This is a genomic window from Aeromicrobium sp. 10G20-16 (assembly GCF_055809665.1).
On record NZ_CM147919.1, the window covers coordinates 1,074,866 to 1,092,718 of the forward strand.

The following is a 17,853-nucleotide window of genomic DNA, read 5'->3' on the forward strand; positions in this document are numbered from 1 at the left end:
CCGATCGGCCCTTCGGTCCCGGCTCAGCCGCTGGATCGGGGGGCCGATCGTTCGTCGTCGCACTAGGGTCGGCACATGGCCGATCGACCCTCCCCCGACCAGACCACCCGGCTGCGCACACGAGCCGCTCGCGCGGTGCAGGTGGTGTGCACGATCATCGCGATCACGATCGTGCTCGCAGCGATCGCCGTCGCCGCACGCGCCAACGTCAACGCCGACAACGTGCTGGTCGAGCTGGTCAAGGGCGTCGCCAACGCGCTGGACGGCCCCTTCAGCCGCACGAACGGCGTCTTCGACTTCACCGGTCCCAGCGGAGAGACGCGCAACGCGCTGGTCAACTGGGGCATTGCTGCGGTGGCCTGGCTGGCCATCGGACGAGTGGCCTCGGCCGTCATCCGCCCCTAGGTGCGGCCGCCCCGCTGGACAACAAGGCGATGCCGCCGCTGTCGGTGCTGACCCTCACCAGTCCCTGCCCATCCGGATCGGAGGTCAGCTGCGACTCGACGCGGCCGCTGCGGGTCGAGGTGGTGACGACATAGGTGCGGTCTCCGGGCGGGATCAGCGCTCGGACCGAACCACTGGTCGTGGTCGCCTTGAAGGCGAACGGCTGCTCGGCGAAGTCGGCGCCGATGGATCCGCTGGTGGACTGTGCGGAGAACTCGTCGACCCCCAGGCCCGTGGCCCGGATGTCGCCGGTGTCGGTGTCGACGGTCAGCACGCCCTTCGAGATCGCGCTGGCTCGCACGGAGCCGGACGTGGTGGTGATGTCGAGCGGCAGGCCCGGGGGCACCTGCAGGGTCGTCTCCACGCCGCATCCGGGGTTCAGCCAGGCCTGGCACTCGCTGACGATCCTGATCTCGCCACCGCGTCGACCCACCTGGTAGTCGGTCTTGCGCAACCCGCTGGTGACGCTCGACGTGATGGTCAGCAGGTCCGGCTCACCCTCGACGATGCGCAGATCGGCATCGGTGGCGATCACCTTGAGGATTCCGACACCTCCGACGTCCACCTGGCTGGTGGCCACCCGGGTGTCCCGGGTCAGGATCGAGGCGCCGAGGACGAGGGCGGCCAGCGCGGACATCGCGACCAACGTGCTGGCCACCGTGATGACGGTGCGGACCGCCGGTGAACGGACGTCGTAGTCCGCGACGGTCTCCTGAGGCTCTGCTCGACGCTTCACGAGGTCGCCGTCATCGGGTCGTGGACACGGGCACGACGTCGCCCGCGCCCATGCGCGCGGCGTCGGCCGTCTCGTCGTCGGGCATGGTCTGGCTCTCCCGCTCGGCCTCGACCCGCTTGAGGTAGTGGTCGATCTCGTTGACTCGCTGGGCGTCGGTCCAGCCGAGCACGTCACCCATGAGCGTGGCAACCTCGTCGGCGACTTCGGTGCCGCGATCGAACGTCTCGATCGAGATGCGCGTGCGGCGCGCGATGGCGTCGTCGAGGTGTCGTGCGCCCTCGTGGCTGGTGGCGTAGACGATCTCGGCCCGCAGGTAGTCGTCCGCGCCGGTCAGCGAGTCGGCGAGGTCGGGCCGCTCGGCGATCAGGTCGAGCACCTCGTGCGCGAGCGAGCCGTAGCGCTTGAGCAGGTGCTCGATGCGTCCGATGCCCAGGCCGCTCGACGACGCGAGCAGGTGACGCTGGTTCCAGACCGCGTCGTAACCGTCGGCGCCGAGCAGCGGCACGTCCTCGGTGCACGACGGCGGGACCATCCGATCGAGCTGGCTGGCCATGGCGTGCACGGCCGCGTCGATCGCGTCCTTGGCCATGATGCGGTACGTCGTGTACTTGCCTCCTGCGATGACGACCAGGCCCTTGGTGCTGGTGGAGACCGCGTGCTCGCGCGAGAGCTGGCTGGTCGCCTCGTCCTCACCGGACAGCAGCGGGCGGAGGCCGGCGTAGACCCCCTCGACGTCGGCGTGCGTGAGCGGCTCGACGAGGACGGCGTTGACGTGCTCGAGCAGGTAGTCGATGTCGCTGCGGCTCGCCGCGGGGTGGTCCTTGGACAACGACCAGTCCGTGTCGGTCGTGCCGATGATCCAGTGCCGGCCCCACGGGATGACGAACAGCACCGACTTCTCGGTGCGCAGGATCAGTCCCGAGTCGCTGCGGATGCGGTCGCGGGGCACCACGAGGTGCACACCCTTGCTGGCGCGCACGTGGAACTGGCCGCGCTCGCCGGCCAGCGCCTGCGTCTCGTCGGTCCACACGCCGGTGGTGTTGACCACCTGTCGGGCTCGCACGTCGAACTCGTGGCCGGTCTCGAGGTCCTTGACGCGCGCCCCGACGACCCGGTCGCTCTCACGCAGCAGGTCGACGACGCGGGTGCGGCTGGCCACGTGGGCGCCGTAGGCCGCCGCCGTGCGGGACAGGAACATCGTGTGCCGCGCGTCGTCGACCTGTGCGTCGTAGTAGTGCAGCGCGCCGATCAGGGCGTCCTTGCGCAGCGCCGGTACCAGCCGCCGGGCTCCGCGGCGGGTCAGGTGACGGTGATGCGGCACACCGCGCGAGCGCCCCGACAGCAGTGCCATCGAGTCGTACAGCGCGACACCGGAACCGGCGTAGAAGCGCTCCCACACCCGGTGCTTGAGCGGGTAGAGGAACGGCACCGGATGCACCAGGTGCGGTGCGAGCTTGTCCAGCAGCAGGCTGCGCTCGCCGAGCGCCTCCGCGACGAGGCGGAAGTCCAGCATCTCCAGGTAGCGCAGTCCGCCGTGGATGAGCTTGCTGGACCGGCTGGAGGTTCCGCTGGCGAAGTCACGCGCCTCGACGAGTCCGACCGACAGCCCTCGGGTGGCCGCGTCGAGAGCCGCGCCGCCGCCGACGACACCGGCGCCGATGACCAGCACGTCCAGCTGCTGGCTCTCCATGGCGTCGAGGGCCTGCTGGCGGGTCTGCGGTGACAAGGGAACCGATCGCATGCATCCAGTCAATCAGCCCGCGACCAGTGGCGCCCCGGCGCCCGCGCGACTCAGTCGACGTCGAGCTGCCCGGACACGTCGCCGTGCGGGATCCCCCCGGCTGGCAGCTTCGTCGTGGGGATGGTGCCGAGGCGTCCCTTCTGGAAGTCCTCGAACGCCTGCATGACCTCGGCCTTGGTGTTCATGACGAACGGGCCGGCCCAGGCGATCGGCTCACGGATGGGCAGACCGCCGAGCAGCACCACCTCGAGCGTGGGATGGCGGGACTCCTGCCCGGTCGCCGCCCCCACGGTGATCGTCTCGCCATGGCCGAGCACCGCGAGCTGTCCGGTGCGGATCGGACGTCGGTCCGGCCCGACGTGGCCGTCGCCGCCCATCACGTACACGAGGGCGTTGAAGTCGGTGCGCCACGGCACCACCAGCTCGGCACCCGGCGCCAGCGTGGCGTGCACCATCGCCATCGGCGTGTGCGTGCTGCCCGGGCCCCGCACGCCGTCGACCTCACCGGCGATGACGCGCAGCAGCGCACCGCCGTCGGGGCTCGACGCCAGACCGACGTCGGTGCCGCGGATGTCCTGGTACGCCGGCGGCTTCCACTTGTCGGCCTTCGGCAGATTGACCCACAGCTGAAGTCCGTGGAAGAGCCCTCCGGATCGCACGAGCCACTCGGGCGGGGTCTCGATGTGCAGCAGGCCGCTGCCAGCGGTCATCCACTGGGTGTCGCCGTCGGTGATCGATCCGCCGCCACCATGGGTGTCCTGGTGGTCCATGACGCCGTCGATCATGTAGGTGACGGTCTCGAATCCGCGGTGCGGGTGCCACGGCGTGCCCTTGGGCTCACCGGGCGCGTACTCCACCTCGCCCATCTGGTCGAGGTGGATGAAGGGGTCGAGGCGGGCCGGGTCGACACCGGCGAACGCGCGGCGCACCGGGAATCCCTCACCCTCGTATCCCTGCGGTGCGGAGGTGATGCTCACGACCGCCCGGTCCTCGGGGCGGGCGGACGCTGAGCCGATGCGGGGGGCGACACGCGGCAGCGTGGTCCAGTCGTCGACGTTGATGGCAGGCATGAGATCTCCTCGCACGGGGGCTGACGGTCAATCTAGTTCAATGTTAAACCACTGAGGAGTATTCCCGCACGCCCGCACCAGTAGGCTCACCGGCATGCGCCACCGCCCCGGTCCCGATGTCGTCATCGTCGGAGGGGGCCACAACGCGCTCGTCGCCGCGACCTACCTCGCCCGCGACGGCCTCGCCGTCGAGATCGTGGAACGACTCCCCCACGTGGGCGGCGCCGCCGTCAGCGCGCAGACCTTCGACGGCCTCGACGCCCGCCTGTCGCGGTACTCGTACCTGGTCAGCCTCATGCCCCAGGCGCTGATCGACGACCTCGGACTCGACCTGGAGCTGTTGTCGCGCGACGTCGCCTCGTACACGCCCCATCCGGGCGGTGGCCTCCTGGTCGAGACCGTCGAGGGACCCGCCACCCGCGACTCGTTCCGCGAGCTGACCGGCTCCGACACCGAGTTCATCGAGTGGCAGCGCTTCTACGCCGAGGTCGGGACCCTGGCGGCGGCCGTGGCACCCACGTTGCTCAAACCACTGCCCCGGGCCGGCGAGGTGCGGTCGTCGGTCGACCCCACGCTCTGGGACGACGTGGCCGTGCAGCCGCTCGGCGCAGCCATCGAGCGGCGCTTCCACCACGACCTGGTCCGGGGCGTGGTCGGCACCGACGCCCTGATCGGAACGTTCGCCTCGCTGCACGACCCGACGCTGGTCCAGAACCGCTGCTTCCTGTACCACCTGATCGGCAACGGCACGGGCGAGTGGAGGGTGCCGGTGGGCGGCATGGGCGCCGTCAGTGGCGCCCTCGAGCACGCCGCACGCGCCGCCGGCGTGACGATCCGCACCGACACGCTGGTCACCGATGTCGCAGCCCACGACGACGGCGTGATCGTGCAGGGGCAGGGGCCTCACGGTGACGTCCGGATCGAGGCGGACTGGCTGCTCAGCGGCGTCGCACCGTACGTGCTCGACCTGATGCGTGGTCGTCAGCCGGGGACCGCCCCCTCCGGTTCCCAGCTCAAGGTCAACCTGCTCCTGTCGCGCCTGCCGCGCCTGAAGTCAGGCGTGGACCCGGCTGTCGCGTTCGCCGGGACCTTCCACGTGGGCGAGTCGATGACCGAGCTGGAGACCGCGTGGCGCGAGGCGGCCCACGGCGCCATTCCGACGCGTGCTGCCGGTGAGCTGTACTGCCACACGCTCACCGATCGCTCGATCCTCGGGCCCGATCTCGCGGCGAGCGACGCACAGACCCTCACCTACTTCGGCCTGCACACCCCGTACGAGGTGCTCGCCGACGATGCAGCCGCCGACGAGGCACTCGCGCGGATGATCGCCGCGCTCGACGAGCACCTGGCCGAGCCGATCGAGCCCTTGATCCTCGGCGTCGAGCGCAAGAGCCCGCGTGACATCGAGGAGGCGCTGGGCATGCCCGGCGGCCACATCTTCCACGGCGACCTGCAATGGCCGTGGCTCGCCGACTCCGAGCCGGCGACCCTGCCGGCCGAGCGCTGGGGCGTCGCCACCGACCACCCGCGCATCCTCGTCTGCGGGTCCGGAGCGCGCCGGGGTGGAGCCGTCAGCGGCATCGCGGGCCACAACGCCGCCCACGCGCTGCTGGACTTCCTGGGCGCCCAGCAGCACTGATTTCACTCCCCCCGATGCCGGGTGCTAACATCTTTCTTCGCACGCACCCTTAGCTCAATTGGTAGAGCAGCTGACTCTTAATCAGCGGGTTCCGGGTTCGAGTCCCGGGGGGTGTACGGCCGATGGGCCGGGAGACAGCAGCGATGCTGGTCCCGGCCCATCTGTGCGTGCTGGCGCTGTGCGTGCTGGCGCATTCCGGAGGAGCCGACACTTCTTGCGTCAGTGCGAGCGCTGCGGACGGCGACGCGAGAACCCGGTGACGGCCATCCCTGCGCCCAGGGCGCCGACACCACCCAGCAGCAGCCACGCACTCGGTCCGCCGGCGTCCGGCAGGGTGGTCCCGAACGAACCGTTCGGCGTCGACCCGTACGGGCTCGAGACAGGCGACGATCCTGCGCCATCGGCGCCGCGAGGCGACCCGGTGCCGTCCGAGCCGTCCGCGCCATCGGTGTCGCCACTGGCATCGGTGCCGTCGGTGCCGCCCGTCCCGTCGGTGCCGCCCGTGGGATCCGTGCCGTCGGTGCCATCAGTGCCGTCGGTCTCCTCGTCCGGGCTGGTCACGCAGGTCGGCCGACTGATCGTGTTGTTGTCGAGAGTCACCGCGGAATCACGCGCGAGCAGCCTGCCGACGAAGGTCGCACCCTGCTGGGCGGTGATCGCCTCGGTGTAGGCCATCACCGTCCCGGCGAAGTCGGTGCCGGTCTTGAAGGTCGCAGCCGAGCCGACCTGCCAGAAGATGTTGCAGGCCTGCGCCCCGCCCGTGAGCACGACGCGGCTGTCGACCTCGGTGATCAGGGTCGTTCCCGCCTGGAAGATGAACACCGAGTTCGACGGCAGTCCGTCACTTCGCCCACCGTCCAACGTCACGGTGCCGGTCAGGCCGAGCTCGGTCTGCGCCCGGTAGACGCCACCGACCAGGGTCTTTCCTCCCAGCTCGGTCTCCACGCTCGTCGGCGGCAGCGCCCCGGCCGCCTCGTCGTACGCGTCGACGAGATCGTCCTTCGCCTGCTGTGTCACGGCGTCGCCGGCGTGATTCGTCCCGTCGAGGGTGACGCCGGCAATGGTCTGGTCCGTGGTCGGGAACGATCCGATGTCGCCCTGGATCGTGGTGGGTCCGGTGTTGGTGATCCCGGCACCCGCGAGGACGGCGAACTGCTCGGTCGTCTTGAGGTTGACCGGAGTGTCGGCATCCGCCGCCTGGGCCGCAGGGGCGTGGGCGAAGTACAGCGCCAGCAGCGCTGTCGCCGCCGAACCCGCGAGAACGACGGTGAGGCGCCGGTCGGTGGTCAGACTGGGGGGAAGGAGCATGATCGTGGCTTTCGTGCTGCCGGACTCTGCGGACCGGGGCGATGGATTGCGCCCAGTCGCCGCACGGCGATGTCGCCGAGGGCGTGGTGCCTGGACCGCAAGGTCCTCGTCGCAGATTCCAGCTGCCGATTCCACGGGCTGAGGGGGCTGGTGCGTGGCGTGCTGCGCCGCAGGAGCGACACGAGCGACGCATCAGGCACTCCCGGGCCCTGCGCCTCACCCCGGCCCGAAGCCAGGTGGCTTTCGTCCCCCAGTTGATGGGACGGTAGTCCTACTGTGACACACCTTCTCGGTGCACGCCAGCACCCTCAGCACTCCGACAGCTGACGGCAGACGGTCACGGCGCTCGGCAGTCGCACGCGTCTGTCCTCGCCTCCGAACCGGTACGTCACCTCGACGCCGTCGGCGTGGGCGGACTCTCCGCTGACCCGTCGCACCTGCACCACGAGTGCCTGGGGCTCGCCGCTCTCGCACCGGGCGGTGATCGTTCGCGGTCGAAAACCGGTCAGCTCCAGCGCCCCGTCCACGCCGATCAGTCGCACCGACCGGATGGGCACGTCGTCGGTGCCGGGCGCACACACACCCCCGAGCGGCACGTCGATGTCGTAGTCGGTCTCGGCTGACTGCGTCACCAGCAACGGGCGTCCGTCCTCGATCAGCGCGAACGGCGTCGCCGCCTGGCCCGTGCGCCCGCGAACGACGACCACCACGGCGAGGGTCACCAGGACGGCGACGGCGACGACCACCGGGAGCCGGCGGCTGCCCATCAGCCGCCGCGCTTGCGCCACTCGATGGCCGGACAGGTGTCCATCACCATCGGCACACCGGCCGCGGTGGTGCGGGCGAAGGCGTCCTCGTCGACGACGCCCAGCTGGAACCACACCCCCTTGGCGCCGACCTGCACCGCTTGATCGGCGAACTGACCGGCCGCCGACGACCGCCGGAACACGTCGACGACGTCGATCGGGAACGGCACGTCCGCCAGGGAGGCGTAGCCCTGCTCCCCCAGCACCACGGGTGCATCCGGGTGGATCGGCACGATCGTCTTGCCCCGCGACTGCAGCATCGACGCGATCGAGTAGGCGGTGCGCGCCCGGTTGGTCGACAGCCCCACCACGGCCCAGGTCTGCAGGTCGTCGAGCATCAGTGAGACGGCCGCGGGATCGTGCCACGAGTCGGTCATGGGATCACGCTAGTCGCCTCCCAGGTTCTCGCTGCCTGATGGAATAGTGCCCGACTGCAACTGGTTGTGACAGTCATGAAGATCATGCTCACCGGGGGGACCGGTTTCATCGGATCAGCCGTGCTCGACCAGCTGCGCGAGGCGGGCCACCAGGTCACGGCGATCGTGCGCAGCCAGGCGTCGTCGCTCGCAGTGGAGAAGGCCGGAGCGGTCGCCGTGATCGGCGACCTGTTCAACACCGACTGGCTCGCCAGCGAGCTCGCCACGCACGACGGCGCCATCCACACCGCTGCCGGCAGCGACGAGAAGGATGCCGCCCTCAACGACGCGGTGATCGATGCCGCGATCGCGGCCTTCGCCGGCACCGACAAGCCGTTCGTGCACACCGGTGGCATCTGGGTCTACGGGTCCAACCCCCACATCAGCGAGACCAGCGAGCCATCCCCTCCCGCCATCACCGCGTGGCGCCCGGCCGGCGAGCAGCGGCTCCTGGCGTCCGGCATCCGCGCCTCGGTGGTGCAGCCCGGCATCGTGTTCGGCCACGGCAAGGGCATTCCGGCCCTGATCAGCGGTGGTCAGTTGCCGGGCTCGGGCGACCAGCACTGGACGACCGTGCACGTCGACGACCTCGCCGACCTGTACCTGCGGGCGCTCGACGCCCCGGGTGGACAGGCCTACATCGGCGCGAGCGGTGACAACCCGACCGTCCGCGAGATCGGCGAGGCCCTCACGGACGACCCGCAGTTCGCCGGCGATGCCGCGACTCTCGAGAACATGGGTGGCTTCGGCGAGGCGCTCCTGCTGGACCAGCAGGCCGACGGCGCCAAGGCCAAGTCCCTCGGCTGGCAGCCCTCGCGGCCCACGTTGGTCGAGGAGCTGGCGGCCGGCTACTCCGACAACCGGTAGCCGTTGCCCGGATCGGTCAGGAAGATGGTCGGTCGCGACGGATCGGCCTCGAGCTTGCGCCGCAGCTGGGCCAGGTAGACCCGCAGGTAGTGGGTCTCTCGGTCGTACCCCGGCCCCCACACCTCGTGCAGCAGATCGGACTGGCGCACCAGGTGTCCGCGGCGGCGCGCCAGCACCTCGACGATGTGCCACTCGGTCGGGGTGAGGCGCACGTCCTCGCCCGATCGACTGGCACGACGCTCGGTGACGTCGAGGCGCACGTCGCCCGACTCGATGACGATCGACTCCTCGACTCCCCCACGCCGCAGGGCCGACCGGACCCGCGCCAAGAGCTCCTCGATGTCGAACGGCTTGGTCACGTAGTCGTCGGCCCCTTCGTCCAGCGCCTCGACCTTGTCGTCGGAGTCGTGCCGGGCCGACAGCACCACGACCGGCACCCGACTCCGGGACCGCAGCCGCTGCAGCACCGCGACGCCGTCGAGATCGGGCAGCCCGAGGTCGAGGATCACGACGTCCGGCATGCGTTCGTCCACGATCTGCAGGGCCGAACGCCCGTCTCCCGCGGTCTCGACGTCATACCCACGCGCCTTGAGGTTGATCCTCAGGGTCCGCAGGATGGCTGGATCGTCGTCGACCACGAGGACGAACGTCATGCATCCTCCTGGGGCGCGGTGGCCGACCGAACCGTGGCCGTCGCGGCACGCGGCAGCTCCAGGACGAAGGTGAGCCCTCCGCCGGAGGTGTCCTCGACGGTCAAGGTACCGCCCATCGACTCGGTGAGCCCGCGAGCGACCGCCAGTCCGAGGCCCACACCCTCGCCACGCGGCACGTCGCCGAGTCGCTGGAACGGCTCGAACAACCGGTCCTGCTGGGCGCGCGGCACCCCCGGACCCGTGTCGATGACGCGGATGACGGCGCGGTCCGCCGCTGCGAAGGCCGTGATGCGGACGAAGGTCTCCGGCGGCGCATAGCTGAGGGCGTTGGCGACGATGTTGGCCAGCACGCGTTCCAGCAGCCCGGCGTCGGCGGTCACGAGGGCCACCTCCGGTGCGACCGTCACCTCGACCCGCTCCCGCCCGGCCAGGCCCGCCACCGCACTGTCGATCGTGTCCGCCAGCTCGACCTCGTCGACATGTGCCGTGACCGCCCCCATCTGGATCCGGCTCATGTCGAGCAGGTTCGCGACGAGCCCCTCGAGCCGGTCGGCGCCGTCCTCGACCGTGGCGAGCAGCTCTGCCTCGTCCTCGGCCGACCAGGCGATCTGGTCGTTGCGCAGGCTGCTGACCGCCGCCTTGACCGCCGCGAGCGGGGAGCGAAGGTCGTGCGAGACCGCGGCCAGCAGCGCGGTGCGGGTGCGGTCGGTCTCGGCGAGGAGCCGCCGCTCGGCACGCTCCCGTGCCGCACGGCGCCGCTCGGCGAGCACGGAGGCGTGCGCCGCGTAGGCCTTGACGAGCCGTTGGTCGGCCGCGGGGAGCACCCGTCCGACGAGCAACAGCTGGGAGTCATCGTCCACCGTGACGGTGACGTCGGCGCTCGCGGGGGTCACCGCGGTGCCGCAGGAGGCACGCACCTCGCCGTCCGTGCCGACGATCGCGGCCCCCTTCATGCCGAACAGCTCGCAGGCGTTGGACAGCAGGCTCCGCAGATCACCGGCGCGCAACAGGCTGTGCGACAGCACCATCAGGGCGTCCGCCTCGGCGCTGGCCTTCTCGGCCTGGGCCGTCCGCCGGGTCGCCAGGGCCACGACCGACGACACGGCGACGCCGACCACGACGAACAGGACCACCGCGAACGCGTTCTCCGGGCTCGCGATCGTGATGCTCCGCACGGGTGGGGTGAAGAAGAAGTTGAGCGTGAATCCGCCGATGAACGAGCACGCGATCGCGGGTCGGAGCGCGCCGGCGATCGCGGTGGCCACGACCAGCGCCATGAACAACAGGGCCTCGGTGGGCAGGCCGTGGAGGTCCGGGGTGACGAGCAGCAGTCCCGAGAGGGCGAACGGTCCGACGACGCCGAGCAGGTAGCCGTAGAGGCGCCGCCGCCGGCTGAGCTCGGGCGTCACGCGGACGTTGCCCTTCGTCCGGCGGGCCTCCTCGTGGGTCACGATGTGCACGTCGATGTCACCGGACTCGGCGATCACGATCTCGCCGATGCCGGGATTGGCCAGGGTCGAGAGGCGTCCGCGGCGGCTCGCGCCGATCAGGACCTGCGTCGCGTTCTCGGCCTTCGCGAAGTCCAGGATGGCGGTGGCCGTGTCGTCGCCGACCGACGTGTGGAAGGTGCCACCCATGTCCTCGGTCATGCGGTGCAGCTTGTGCAGGCGCACCGGGTCGAGCTGCACCAGCCCGTCGCCGCGGGTGACGTAGAGCGCGAGCCACTGCCCGCCGCCCGTCCGCGACGCGATACGAGCGGCCCGGCGCAGCAGCACCTCGGACTCCGGGCCCCCGGTCACGGCCACGACGATCCGCTCCCGCGCGGCCCACGTCGAGTCGATGTCGTGCTGGGACCGATAGCGCTCGAGGCCCTCGTCGACCCGATCGGCCAACCACAGCAGCGCCAGCTCGCGCAGCGCGGTCAGATTGCCCTCGCGGAAGAACTGCGACAGAGCGGCGTCGATCTTCTCCGGGGCGTAGATGTTGCCGTGCGCCATGCGCCGCCGCAGCGACTGCGGACTCATGTCGACCAGCTCGATCGCATCGGCCTGTCGCACGACGGTGTCGGGCACGGTCTCTCGCTGTCGGATGCCGGTGATCGACTCGACGACGTCGTTCAACGACTCCAGGTGCTGGATGTTGACGGTCGTGATGACGCAGATGCCCGCCTCCAGCAGGGCCTCGACGTCCTGCCAGCGCTTCTCGTTCTCGCTGCCGGGCACGTTGCTGTGTGCGAGCTCGTCGACGAGCACGACCTCGGGTGCCCGGTCGAGGATGGCGGGCAGGTCCATCTCCTCGTGGGTGGTGTCGCGGTGCTCGATCCTCCTGCGCGCGATCACCTCGAGATCGGCGATCTGCGCCTCGGTGTGGACCCGGCCGTGGGTCTCGACGTACCCGACGACGACGTCGGTCCCCCGCGCTGCCCGTCGCTGCCCCTCGTCGAGCATCGCGAAGGTCTTGCCGACGCCCGGCGAGGCGCCGAGGTACACCCTCAGGATGCCTCGCTGCCTGCCTCCGGACTCCACGTCGACATTGTGCACCCGCGGATCCCTCCTACTCGCGGGCCAGCGCGAGGTTGAGCTCGAGCACATTGACCTTCGGCTCGCCGAGGAATCCGGCCTGTCGGCCCTGGGTGTGGTCCTCGATGAGCTTCCGGACCGCCTCGACCGACCATCCGCGCGCCGTCGCGACGCGGTCGACCTGGATCGCGGCGTACGCAGGTGAGATGTACGGATCGAGTCCCGACGCGGAGGCCGTGACGGCGTCCGCCGGAATCGCCGAGACGTCGACGCCCTCGATCGCCGCGATCGCCTGCTGACGCTCGGTGATGCTGGCGATCAGGTCGCGACTGGACGGCCCCAGGTTCGACGGGCCCGAGGCGAGACCGTCGTAGTCGCCGGCGGAGGGACGGCCGTGGAACAGGTCGTCGTCCTTGACGGCGAAGTGCTGGCCGATGATCCGTGATCCGACGTCCTGGCCTCCGACGGACACGATCTGCCCGTCGGCCCTGTCGTGGAACGCCGCCTGGGACGCACCCCAGACCACGACGGGGTAGGCGACGCCGAGCAGCACGGTCATGACGACCAGGGTCTTGAGCCCCACGAGGCTCTGCCGCAGGAGGTCGGCTGTCAGGGAGGTGTTGGCCATGTTCACTGTCCGAATCCGGGAATCGTCGAGATGACGAGGTCGATGAGCTTGATGCCGATGAAGGGGGCGAGGACGCCACCGCCGCCGTAGACGACGATGTTGCGGCGCAGGACCGCGGCGGCCGATGCGGCCCGGTAGGTGACGCCGCGCAGGGCGAGCGGGATCAGCGCGACGATGACCAGCGCGTTGAAGATCACCGCCGAGGTGATGGCCGACTGGGGCGTCGACAGGTGCATCACGTTGAGCCGGTCCAGCGACGGGTAGGCCACCAGGAACATCGCCGGGATGATCGCGAAGTACTTGGCGACGTCGTTCGCGATCGAGAACGTCGTCAGGGCCCCGCGGGTGATGAGCAGCTGCTTGCCGATGGCGACGATGTCGATGAGCTTGGTGGGGTCCGAGTCGAGGTCGACCATGTTGCCGGCCTCCTTGGCCGCCGACGTCCCCGAGTTCATCGCGACTCCGACGTCCGCCGCGGCGAGGGCCGGCGCGTCGTTGGTGCCGTCGCCGGTCATCGCGACCAGCCGGCCGCCCTCCTGCTCCTGGTGGATCAGACGCATCTTGTCCTCGGGCGTCGCCTCGGCGAGGAAGTCGTCCAGGCCGGCCTCCTCGGCGATCGACGCGGCGGTCAGGGGGTTGTCGCCCGTGATCATGACCGTGCGGATGCCCATGGCCCGCAGCTCGGCGAATCGCGCGGGCATGCCGTCCTTGACGACGTCCTTGAGGTGGATGACCCCCAGGATCCGGGTCGATCCGTCCCGCTTCTCGCCGACGACCAGCGGGGTGCCACCCGATCGGCTGATCTCGTCGATCGTCGACCGCACCCCGTCGTGCAGCTCACCGCCGACCCACGCCGCGACGGACGAACCCGCACCCTTGCGGATGGCCAGCCCGTCGACGAGGTCGACGCCGGACATCCGGGTCTGCGCCGTGAACTCGACGAACTCCGCTCCGCGGGGCAGGCCCGTGTCGCCCTCGGCCGCCGGGTCGGGGGCTGCGCCGAGCTCGAGGGCCAGCTCGACGATCGACCGGCCCTCCGGGGTCTGGTCGGCGAGGCTCGACAGCCGCGCGACGTCACGCATCTCGTCGTCGCTGACTCCTGCGGCCGGCACGAACCGTGACGCGCGGCGGTTGCCGTGGGTGATGGTGCCGGTCTTGTCGAGCAGCAGCGTGCTGACGTCGCCGGCGGCCTCGACGGCGCGGCCCGACATCGCGAGCACGTTGACCTGGACCAAGCGATCCATCCCGGCGATGCCGATGGCGCTGAGCAGTGCGCCGATCGTGGTCGGGATCAGGCACACGAGGAGCGCCACGAGCACCAGCGTGCTCTGCGGGGCTCCGGCGTACCGGGCCATCGGCTGGAGCGTCGCCACGGCGAGCACGAACACGATCGTGAGGCTGACCAGCAGGATCGACAGCGCGATCTCGTTGGGCGTCTTGCGCCGCGACGCGCCCTCGACCAGCGCGATCATCCGGTCGATGAACGTCTCGCCGGGGGCCGACGTGATCCTGATCGTGATCTGGTCGGACAGGACGCGGGTGCCGCCGGTGACCGCCGAACGGTCTCCCCCGGCCTCACGGATGACAGGTGCCGACTCGCCCGTGACGGCCGACTCGTCCACGGAGGCGACACCCTCCACGACGTCGCCGTCACCGGGAATGATCTCGCCGGCGGCCACCAGCACCAGGTCCCCGATCGTCAGCTCGGTCCCGGCGACCGACTCCTGCGTGCCGTCGGGTCGGATCCGCAGCGCGCTCACGTCGGTGCGAGCGGCGCGCAACGAGGCGGCCTGGGCCTTGCCGCGCCCCTCGGCGACCGCCTCGGCCAGGTTGCCGAACACGACGGTCAGCCACAACCACACCGCGATCGTCCAGGCGAACGTGCTGGGGTCGGTGATCGCGATGCCGCTCGTCAGCACCGAGCCGAGCCAGACGATGAACATCACCGGGCTGCGCCACAGGTGGCGCGGGTCGAGCTTGCGCAGCGCCGACGGCAGCTGCGCGAGAAGGGAGTGCACGGTCATGAGAGAGCCTCCGCGAGGGGTCCGAGGGCGAGCGCCGGGAAGAACGTCAGGCCGGTGATCAGGACGATCACGCCGACGAGCAGTCCGGCGAACAACGGCGTGTGGGTGGGCAACGTGCCGGCCGTGGTCGGCACCCTCCCTTGCCGCGCCAGCGACCCGGCCAGGGCCAGGACGAGGACGATCGGGACGAACCGGCCCAGCAGCATCGCCAGGGCCAGCGCGATCTGGAAGAAGTGGGACGTCACGGTGATGCCACCGAAGGCACTGCCGTTGTTGTTGGCCGCCGACGTGAAGGCGTAGACCACCTCGGTGAAGCCGTGACCGCCCGGGTTGCCCATCGCGTCGGGCGTGCCGTCGAGCGCGATCGCCGAGCCGACACCGACCAGGACCAGCGCAGGCACGCTCAGCGTGTAGAGCGCGACACAGGTCATCTCCGTGGCGCCGATCTTCTTGCCGAGGAGCTCCGGCGTGCGCCCGACCATGAGCCCGGCGATGAAGACCGTCAGGATCGCCATCACGAGGATGCCGTAGATGCCGGCTCCCACACCGCCCGGCGAGACCTCGCCGAGCATCATGTTGACCAGCACGGTGCCGCCGCCGGCGGGGGTGAAGGAGTCGTGCGAGGAGTTGACCGCGCCGGTCGAGGTCCCGGTGGTGAACACGGCGAAGAACGATGACAGCCACGTGCCGAACTGCGTCTCCTTGCCCTCCATGGCGCCTCCGGCGAGCCGGGCCGCCTGGGAGTGCGCGCCGACCTCCGCCCACGTGGTGATGGCGACCGAGGCACCGATCAGCGTGCCCATCGCGCTGAGGATCGCCAGACCCTGCTTGCGGTCGCCGAGCATGGTGCCGAGCGTGCGGGTGAGGCTGATCGGGATGACCAGGAGCAGGAACATCTCGAGCAGGTTGGAGAACGGAGTGGGGTTCTCGAACGGGTGGGCCGAGTTGGCGTTGAAGAAGCCGCCGCCGTTGGTGCCGAGCTCCTTGATGGCCTCCTGGCTGGCCACCGGGCCACCGGGAATCACCTGCGTGCCGCCCGCGACCGCGTCCACGGTGTGGTCGGCGAAGTTCTGGATCACGCCCTGCGACACCAGGAGGATCGCTGCGACGAAGGCCACCGGCAGCAGGATGCGCAGCGTTGCGCGCACGAGGTCGACCCAGAAGTTGCCGAGATCGTCCTGCCTGGTGCGCAGGAAGCCACGGATCAGGGCGATGGCGACGGCGATCCCGACCGCCGCGGACAGGAAGTTCTGCACGGCCAGGCCGCCCATCTGGGCGGCGAAGCCGAGCGTCGACTCTCCCGCGTAGGACTGCCAGTTGGTGTTGGTCACGAACGAGGCGGCGGTGTTCAGGCCCATGTCCCAGGGCATGCCCGGCAGATCGCGGTCCAGCGGCAAAGCGCGTTGGCCGACGAGGATCGCGAAGAGAGCCACGATGCTGACCAGCGAGAAGCCCAGCACGCTGAGCGTGTAGGAGCGCGAGCTCTGCGGAGCGTCCGGATCGACCCCGACCAGTCGGTAGAGGCGCTTCTCGACCCGCCAGTGCGTGGTCGTGGTGAACACGCGTGCCATGTGGTCGCCGAACGGCACGTGCACGGCCGCCAGGAGCGCGACGAGGACGGCAAGCGTGAGCAGGCCGGAGGTGGTGTCACTCACGGCTCAGAACCTGTCGGGGCGGATCAGGGCCGCGACGAGGTAGACCAGCAGGCCGACCACGAGCAGCACGAGTGCAGCGGAAGCGAACGTCATGGCTTCATCTGACCTCCGAATTCACCGAGGTCCGGCCCGCTTGACGCGCCGCTGACACATCTTGACGCGATCTTGACGCGCGACGGGTCATCCTTCGGCCTGGTCGCCTCACGCGGCCCACCACGGCGTCACCTGCTGAGCGGCGGCATAATGACGGACGTCGTCGTCCCCTACCGCAGAGAAGTGGTCACGTGCGCAATCCCCGAGCCTTCCTCCGTCCCCTCGCCGTCGGAGCACCGACTCCCGTGGCGGACATCCCGTTCCGCCCCAGCCGGATGATCCACTTCTTCGACCCGAGCAACCCCAAGATGGCCGACAAGGTGCCCGACATCGCGCCCAAGGTCGACATCATCCTGGGCAACCTCGAGGACGCCATCAAGACCGAGAACAAGGAGGCCGCGCGCCAGGGCCTGGTCGACATCGCGAAGAAGACCGACTTCGGTGACACCCAGCTGTGGTGCCGGGTCAACAGCCTCGACTCCCCGTGGGTGCTCGACGACATCATCACCCTGGTCACCGAGATCGGCGACACGCTCGACGTCATCATGGTGCCCAAGGTCGAGGGCGCCCAGGACATCCACTACGTCGACCGTCTGCTCGCCCAGCTGGAGGCCCGCGCCGGCGTGCAGCGACCGATCCTCGTCCACGCGATCCTCGAGACCGCCGAGGGCATGACCAACGTCGAGGAGATCGCCGCCGCCAGCCCGCGCATGCAGGGCATCAGCCTCGGCCCGGCCGACCTCGCCGCCAGCCGACGCATGAAGACCACCCGCGTGGGCGGCGGCCACCCGGGCTACCTCGTGCGGGAGGACCCCACCGGCGAGGACCTCAACGAGGGCCGCACCAGCTACCAGCAGGACCTGTGGCACTACACGATCGCCCGCATGGTCGACGCCTGCGCCGGCAACGACATCCTGCCGTTCTACGGCCCCTTCGGAGACATCAAGGACGTCGTCGCCTGCGAGGACCAGTTCCGCAACGCCTTCCTGCTCGGCTGCGTCGGCGCGTGGAGCCTGCACCCCGTGCAGATCGACATCGCCAAGAAGGTCTTCTCCCCCGACCCGGCCGACGTGGCGCACGCCAAGGAGGTCGTCGAGGCCATGGGTGACGGCTCGGGCGCGGTCATGATCAACGGCAAGATGGAGGACGACGCCTCCTGCAAGCAGTGCCAGGTCATGCTCGACCTCGCCACCGCACTGGCCGAGCGCGACCCCGAGCTGAAGGAGCTGTACGACCTGTGAGCGACTCCCCCAC

Annotated in this window: 16 protein-coding genes and 1 tRNA gene; 5 read left to right on the plus strand and 12 right to left on the minus strand. The window is 70.1% G+C overall.

Going from position 1 to position 17,853, the window contains the following annotated elements; all coding sequences use genetic code 11:
- Positions 1 to 75: 75 nt before the first annotated feature.
- The gene (locus AC0L5F_RS05380; protein ID WP_473315598.1) at positions 76 to 405 is read left to right on the plus strand and encodes a hypothetical protein; all 330 of its coding nucleotides are present in this window, start codon (positions 76 to 78) and stop codon (positions 403 to 405) included.
- On the opposite strand, the gene AC0L5F_RS05385 is transcribed toward AC0L5F_RS05380, so the two are convergent.
- The 3 genes from AC0L5F_RS05385 to AC0L5F_RS05395 are packed head-to-tail and all read right to left on the minus strand — an operon-like array spanning position 392 to position 3,991.
- Positions 392 to 1,180: a DUF4097 family beta strand repeat-containing protein gene (locus AC0L5F_RS05385; RefSeq protein ID WP_473315599.1), complete on the minus strand. Its 789-nt coding sequence runs from the start codon at positions 1,178 to 1,180 to the stop codon at positions 392 to 394. The two genes, AC0L5F_RS05380 and AC0L5F_RS05385, sit on opposite strands and share 14 nt — an antisense overlap.
- A 10-nt stretch (positions 1,181 to 1,190) precedes the next feature.
- Entirely contained in the window at positions 1,191 to 2,921 is a 1,731-nt protein-coding gene (locus AC0L5F_RS05390; RefSeq protein ID WP_473315600.1) for a glycerol-3-phosphate dehydrogenase/oxidase, read from the minus strand.
- 50 nt (positions 2,922 to 2,971) lie between these two features.
- Complete coding sequence (locus tag AC0L5F_RS05395) at positions 2,972 to 3,991, minus strand: pirin family protein (protein ID WP_473315601.1); 1,020 nt, start codon at positions 3,989 to 3,991, stop codon at positions 2,972 to 2,974.
- 94 nt (positions 3,992 to 4,085) lie between these two features.
- On the opposite strand from AC0L5F_RS05395, the gene AC0L5F_RS05400 reads away from it, so the two are divergent.
- Together AC0L5F_RS05400 and AC0L5F_RS05405 are read left to right on the plus strand one after the other, a co-directional pair.
- Positions 4,086 to 5,630: a phytoene desaturase family protein gene (locus AC0L5F_RS05400; RefSeq protein ID WP_473315602.1), complete on the plus strand. Its 1,545-nt coding sequence runs from the start codon at positions 4,086 to 4,088 to the stop codon at positions 5,628 to 5,630.
- A gap of 43 nt (positions 5,631 to 5,673) precedes the next feature.
- Positions 5,674 to 5,746, plus strand: a tRNA-Lys gene (locus tag AC0L5F_RS05405).
- Positions 5,747 to 5,849: 103 nt separating this feature from the next.
- Here AC0L5F_RS05405 and AC0L5F_RS05410 read toward each other — a convergent pair.
- The 3 genes from AC0L5F_RS05410 to AC0L5F_RS05420 all read right to left on the minus strand — a co-directional run bounded on the left by AC0L5F_RS05410 (position 5,850) and on the right by AC0L5F_RS05420 (position 8,121).
- Positions 5,850 to 6,938, minus strand: coding sequence for an ice-binding family protein (locus tag AC0L5F_RS05410; protein ID WP_473315603.1), 1,089 nt, complete (start codon positions 6,936 to 6,938; stop codon positions 5,850 to 5,852).
- 308 nt (positions 6,939 to 7,246) lie between these two features.
- Complete coding sequence (locus AC0L5F_RS05415) at positions 7,247 to 7,705, minus strand: hypothetical protein (RefSeq protein ID WP_473315604.1); 459 nt, start codon at positions 7,703 to 7,705, stop codon at positions 7,247 to 7,249.
- Entirely contained in the window at positions 7,705 to 8,121 is a 417-nt protein-coding gene (locus AC0L5F_RS05420) for a CoA-binding protein (protein ID WP_473315605.1), read from the minus strand. The genes AC0L5F_RS05415 and AC0L5F_RS05420 overlap by 1 nt, the downstream gene beginning before the upstream one ends.
- Positions 8,122 to 8,196: 75 nt before the next feature.
- Between AC0L5F_RS05420 and AC0L5F_RS05425 the strand changes: the two genes are divergently transcribed.
- Positions 8,197 to 9,027 carry an NAD(P)H-binding protein gene (locus AC0L5F_RS05425; protein WP_473315606.1) on the plus strand — a complete coding sequence of 277 codons (831 nt, stop codon included), beginning with the start codon at positions 8,197 to 8,199 and terminating at the stop codon, positions 9,025 to 9,027.
- Here the strand turns inward: AC0L5F_RS05425 and AC0L5F_RS05430 are convergent.
- From AC0L5F_RS05430 to kdpF, 6 genes are read right to left on the minus strand one after another with little or no spacing between them, the layout of a single operon-like run.
- Positions 9,009 to 9,680 carry a response regulator gene (locus AC0L5F_RS05430; RefSeq protein WP_473315607.1) on the minus strand — a complete coding sequence of 224 codons (672 nt, stop codon included), beginning with the start codon at positions 9,678 to 9,680 and terminating at the stop codon, positions 9,009 to 9,011. The two genes, AC0L5F_RS05425 and AC0L5F_RS05430, sit on opposite strands and share 19 nt — an antisense overlap.
- On the minus strand, positions 9,677 to 12,205 hold the full coding sequence (locus AC0L5F_RS05435; RefSeq protein WP_473315608.1) for an ATP-binding protein: 2,529 nt from the start codon (positions 12,203 to 12,205) through the stop codon (positions 9,677 to 9,679). Before AC0L5F_RS05435 ends, AC0L5F_RS05430 begins: the two co-directional genes overlap by 4 nt.
- Positions 12,206 to 12,233: 28 nt before the next feature.
- Positions 12,234 to 12,827 (minus strand): potassium-transporting ATPase subunit KdpC, encoded by a 594-nt coding sequence (kdpC, locus tag AC0L5F_RS05440; protein ID WP_473315609.1) that lies wholly within the window; start codon positions 12,825 to 12,827, stop codon positions 12,234 to 12,236.
- 2 nt (positions 12,828 to 12,829) lie between these two features.
- Positions 12,830 to 14,851 (minus strand): potassium-transporting ATPase subunit KdpB, encoded by a 2,022-nt coding sequence (kdpB, locus tag AC0L5F_RS05445; protein ID WP_473315610.1) that lies wholly within the window; start codon positions 14,849 to 14,851, stop codon positions 12,830 to 12,832.
- Positions 14,848 to 16,506: a potassium-transporting ATPase subunit KdpA gene (gene kdpA / locus AC0L5F_RS05450; RefSeq protein WP_473315611.1), complete on the minus strand. Its 1,659-nt coding sequence runs from the start codon at positions 16,504 to 16,506 to the stop codon at positions 14,848 to 14,850. The genes kdpB and kdpA overlap by 4 nt, the downstream gene beginning before the upstream one ends.
- A gap of 3 nt (positions 16,507 to 16,509) precedes the next feature.
- Positions 16,510 to 16,599 carry a K(+)-transporting ATPase subunit F gene (kdpF, locus tag AC0L5F_RS05455; protein WP_473315612.1) on the minus strand — a complete coding sequence of 30 codons (90 nt, stop codon included), beginning with the start codon at positions 16,597 to 16,599 and terminating at the stop codon, positions 16,510 to 16,512.
- 191 nt (positions 16,600 to 16,790) lie between these two features.
- Here kdpF and AC0L5F_RS05460 point away from each other — a divergent pair, with 191 nt between their 5' ends.
- On the plus strand, positions 16,791 to 17,840 hold the full coding sequence (locus AC0L5F_RS05460) for an HpcH/HpaI aldolase/citrate lyase family protein (RefSeq protein ID WP_473315613.1): 1,050 nt from the start codon (positions 16,791 to 16,793) through the stop codon (positions 17,838 to 17,840).
- Positions 17,841 to 17,853 lie beyond the last annotated feature (13 nt).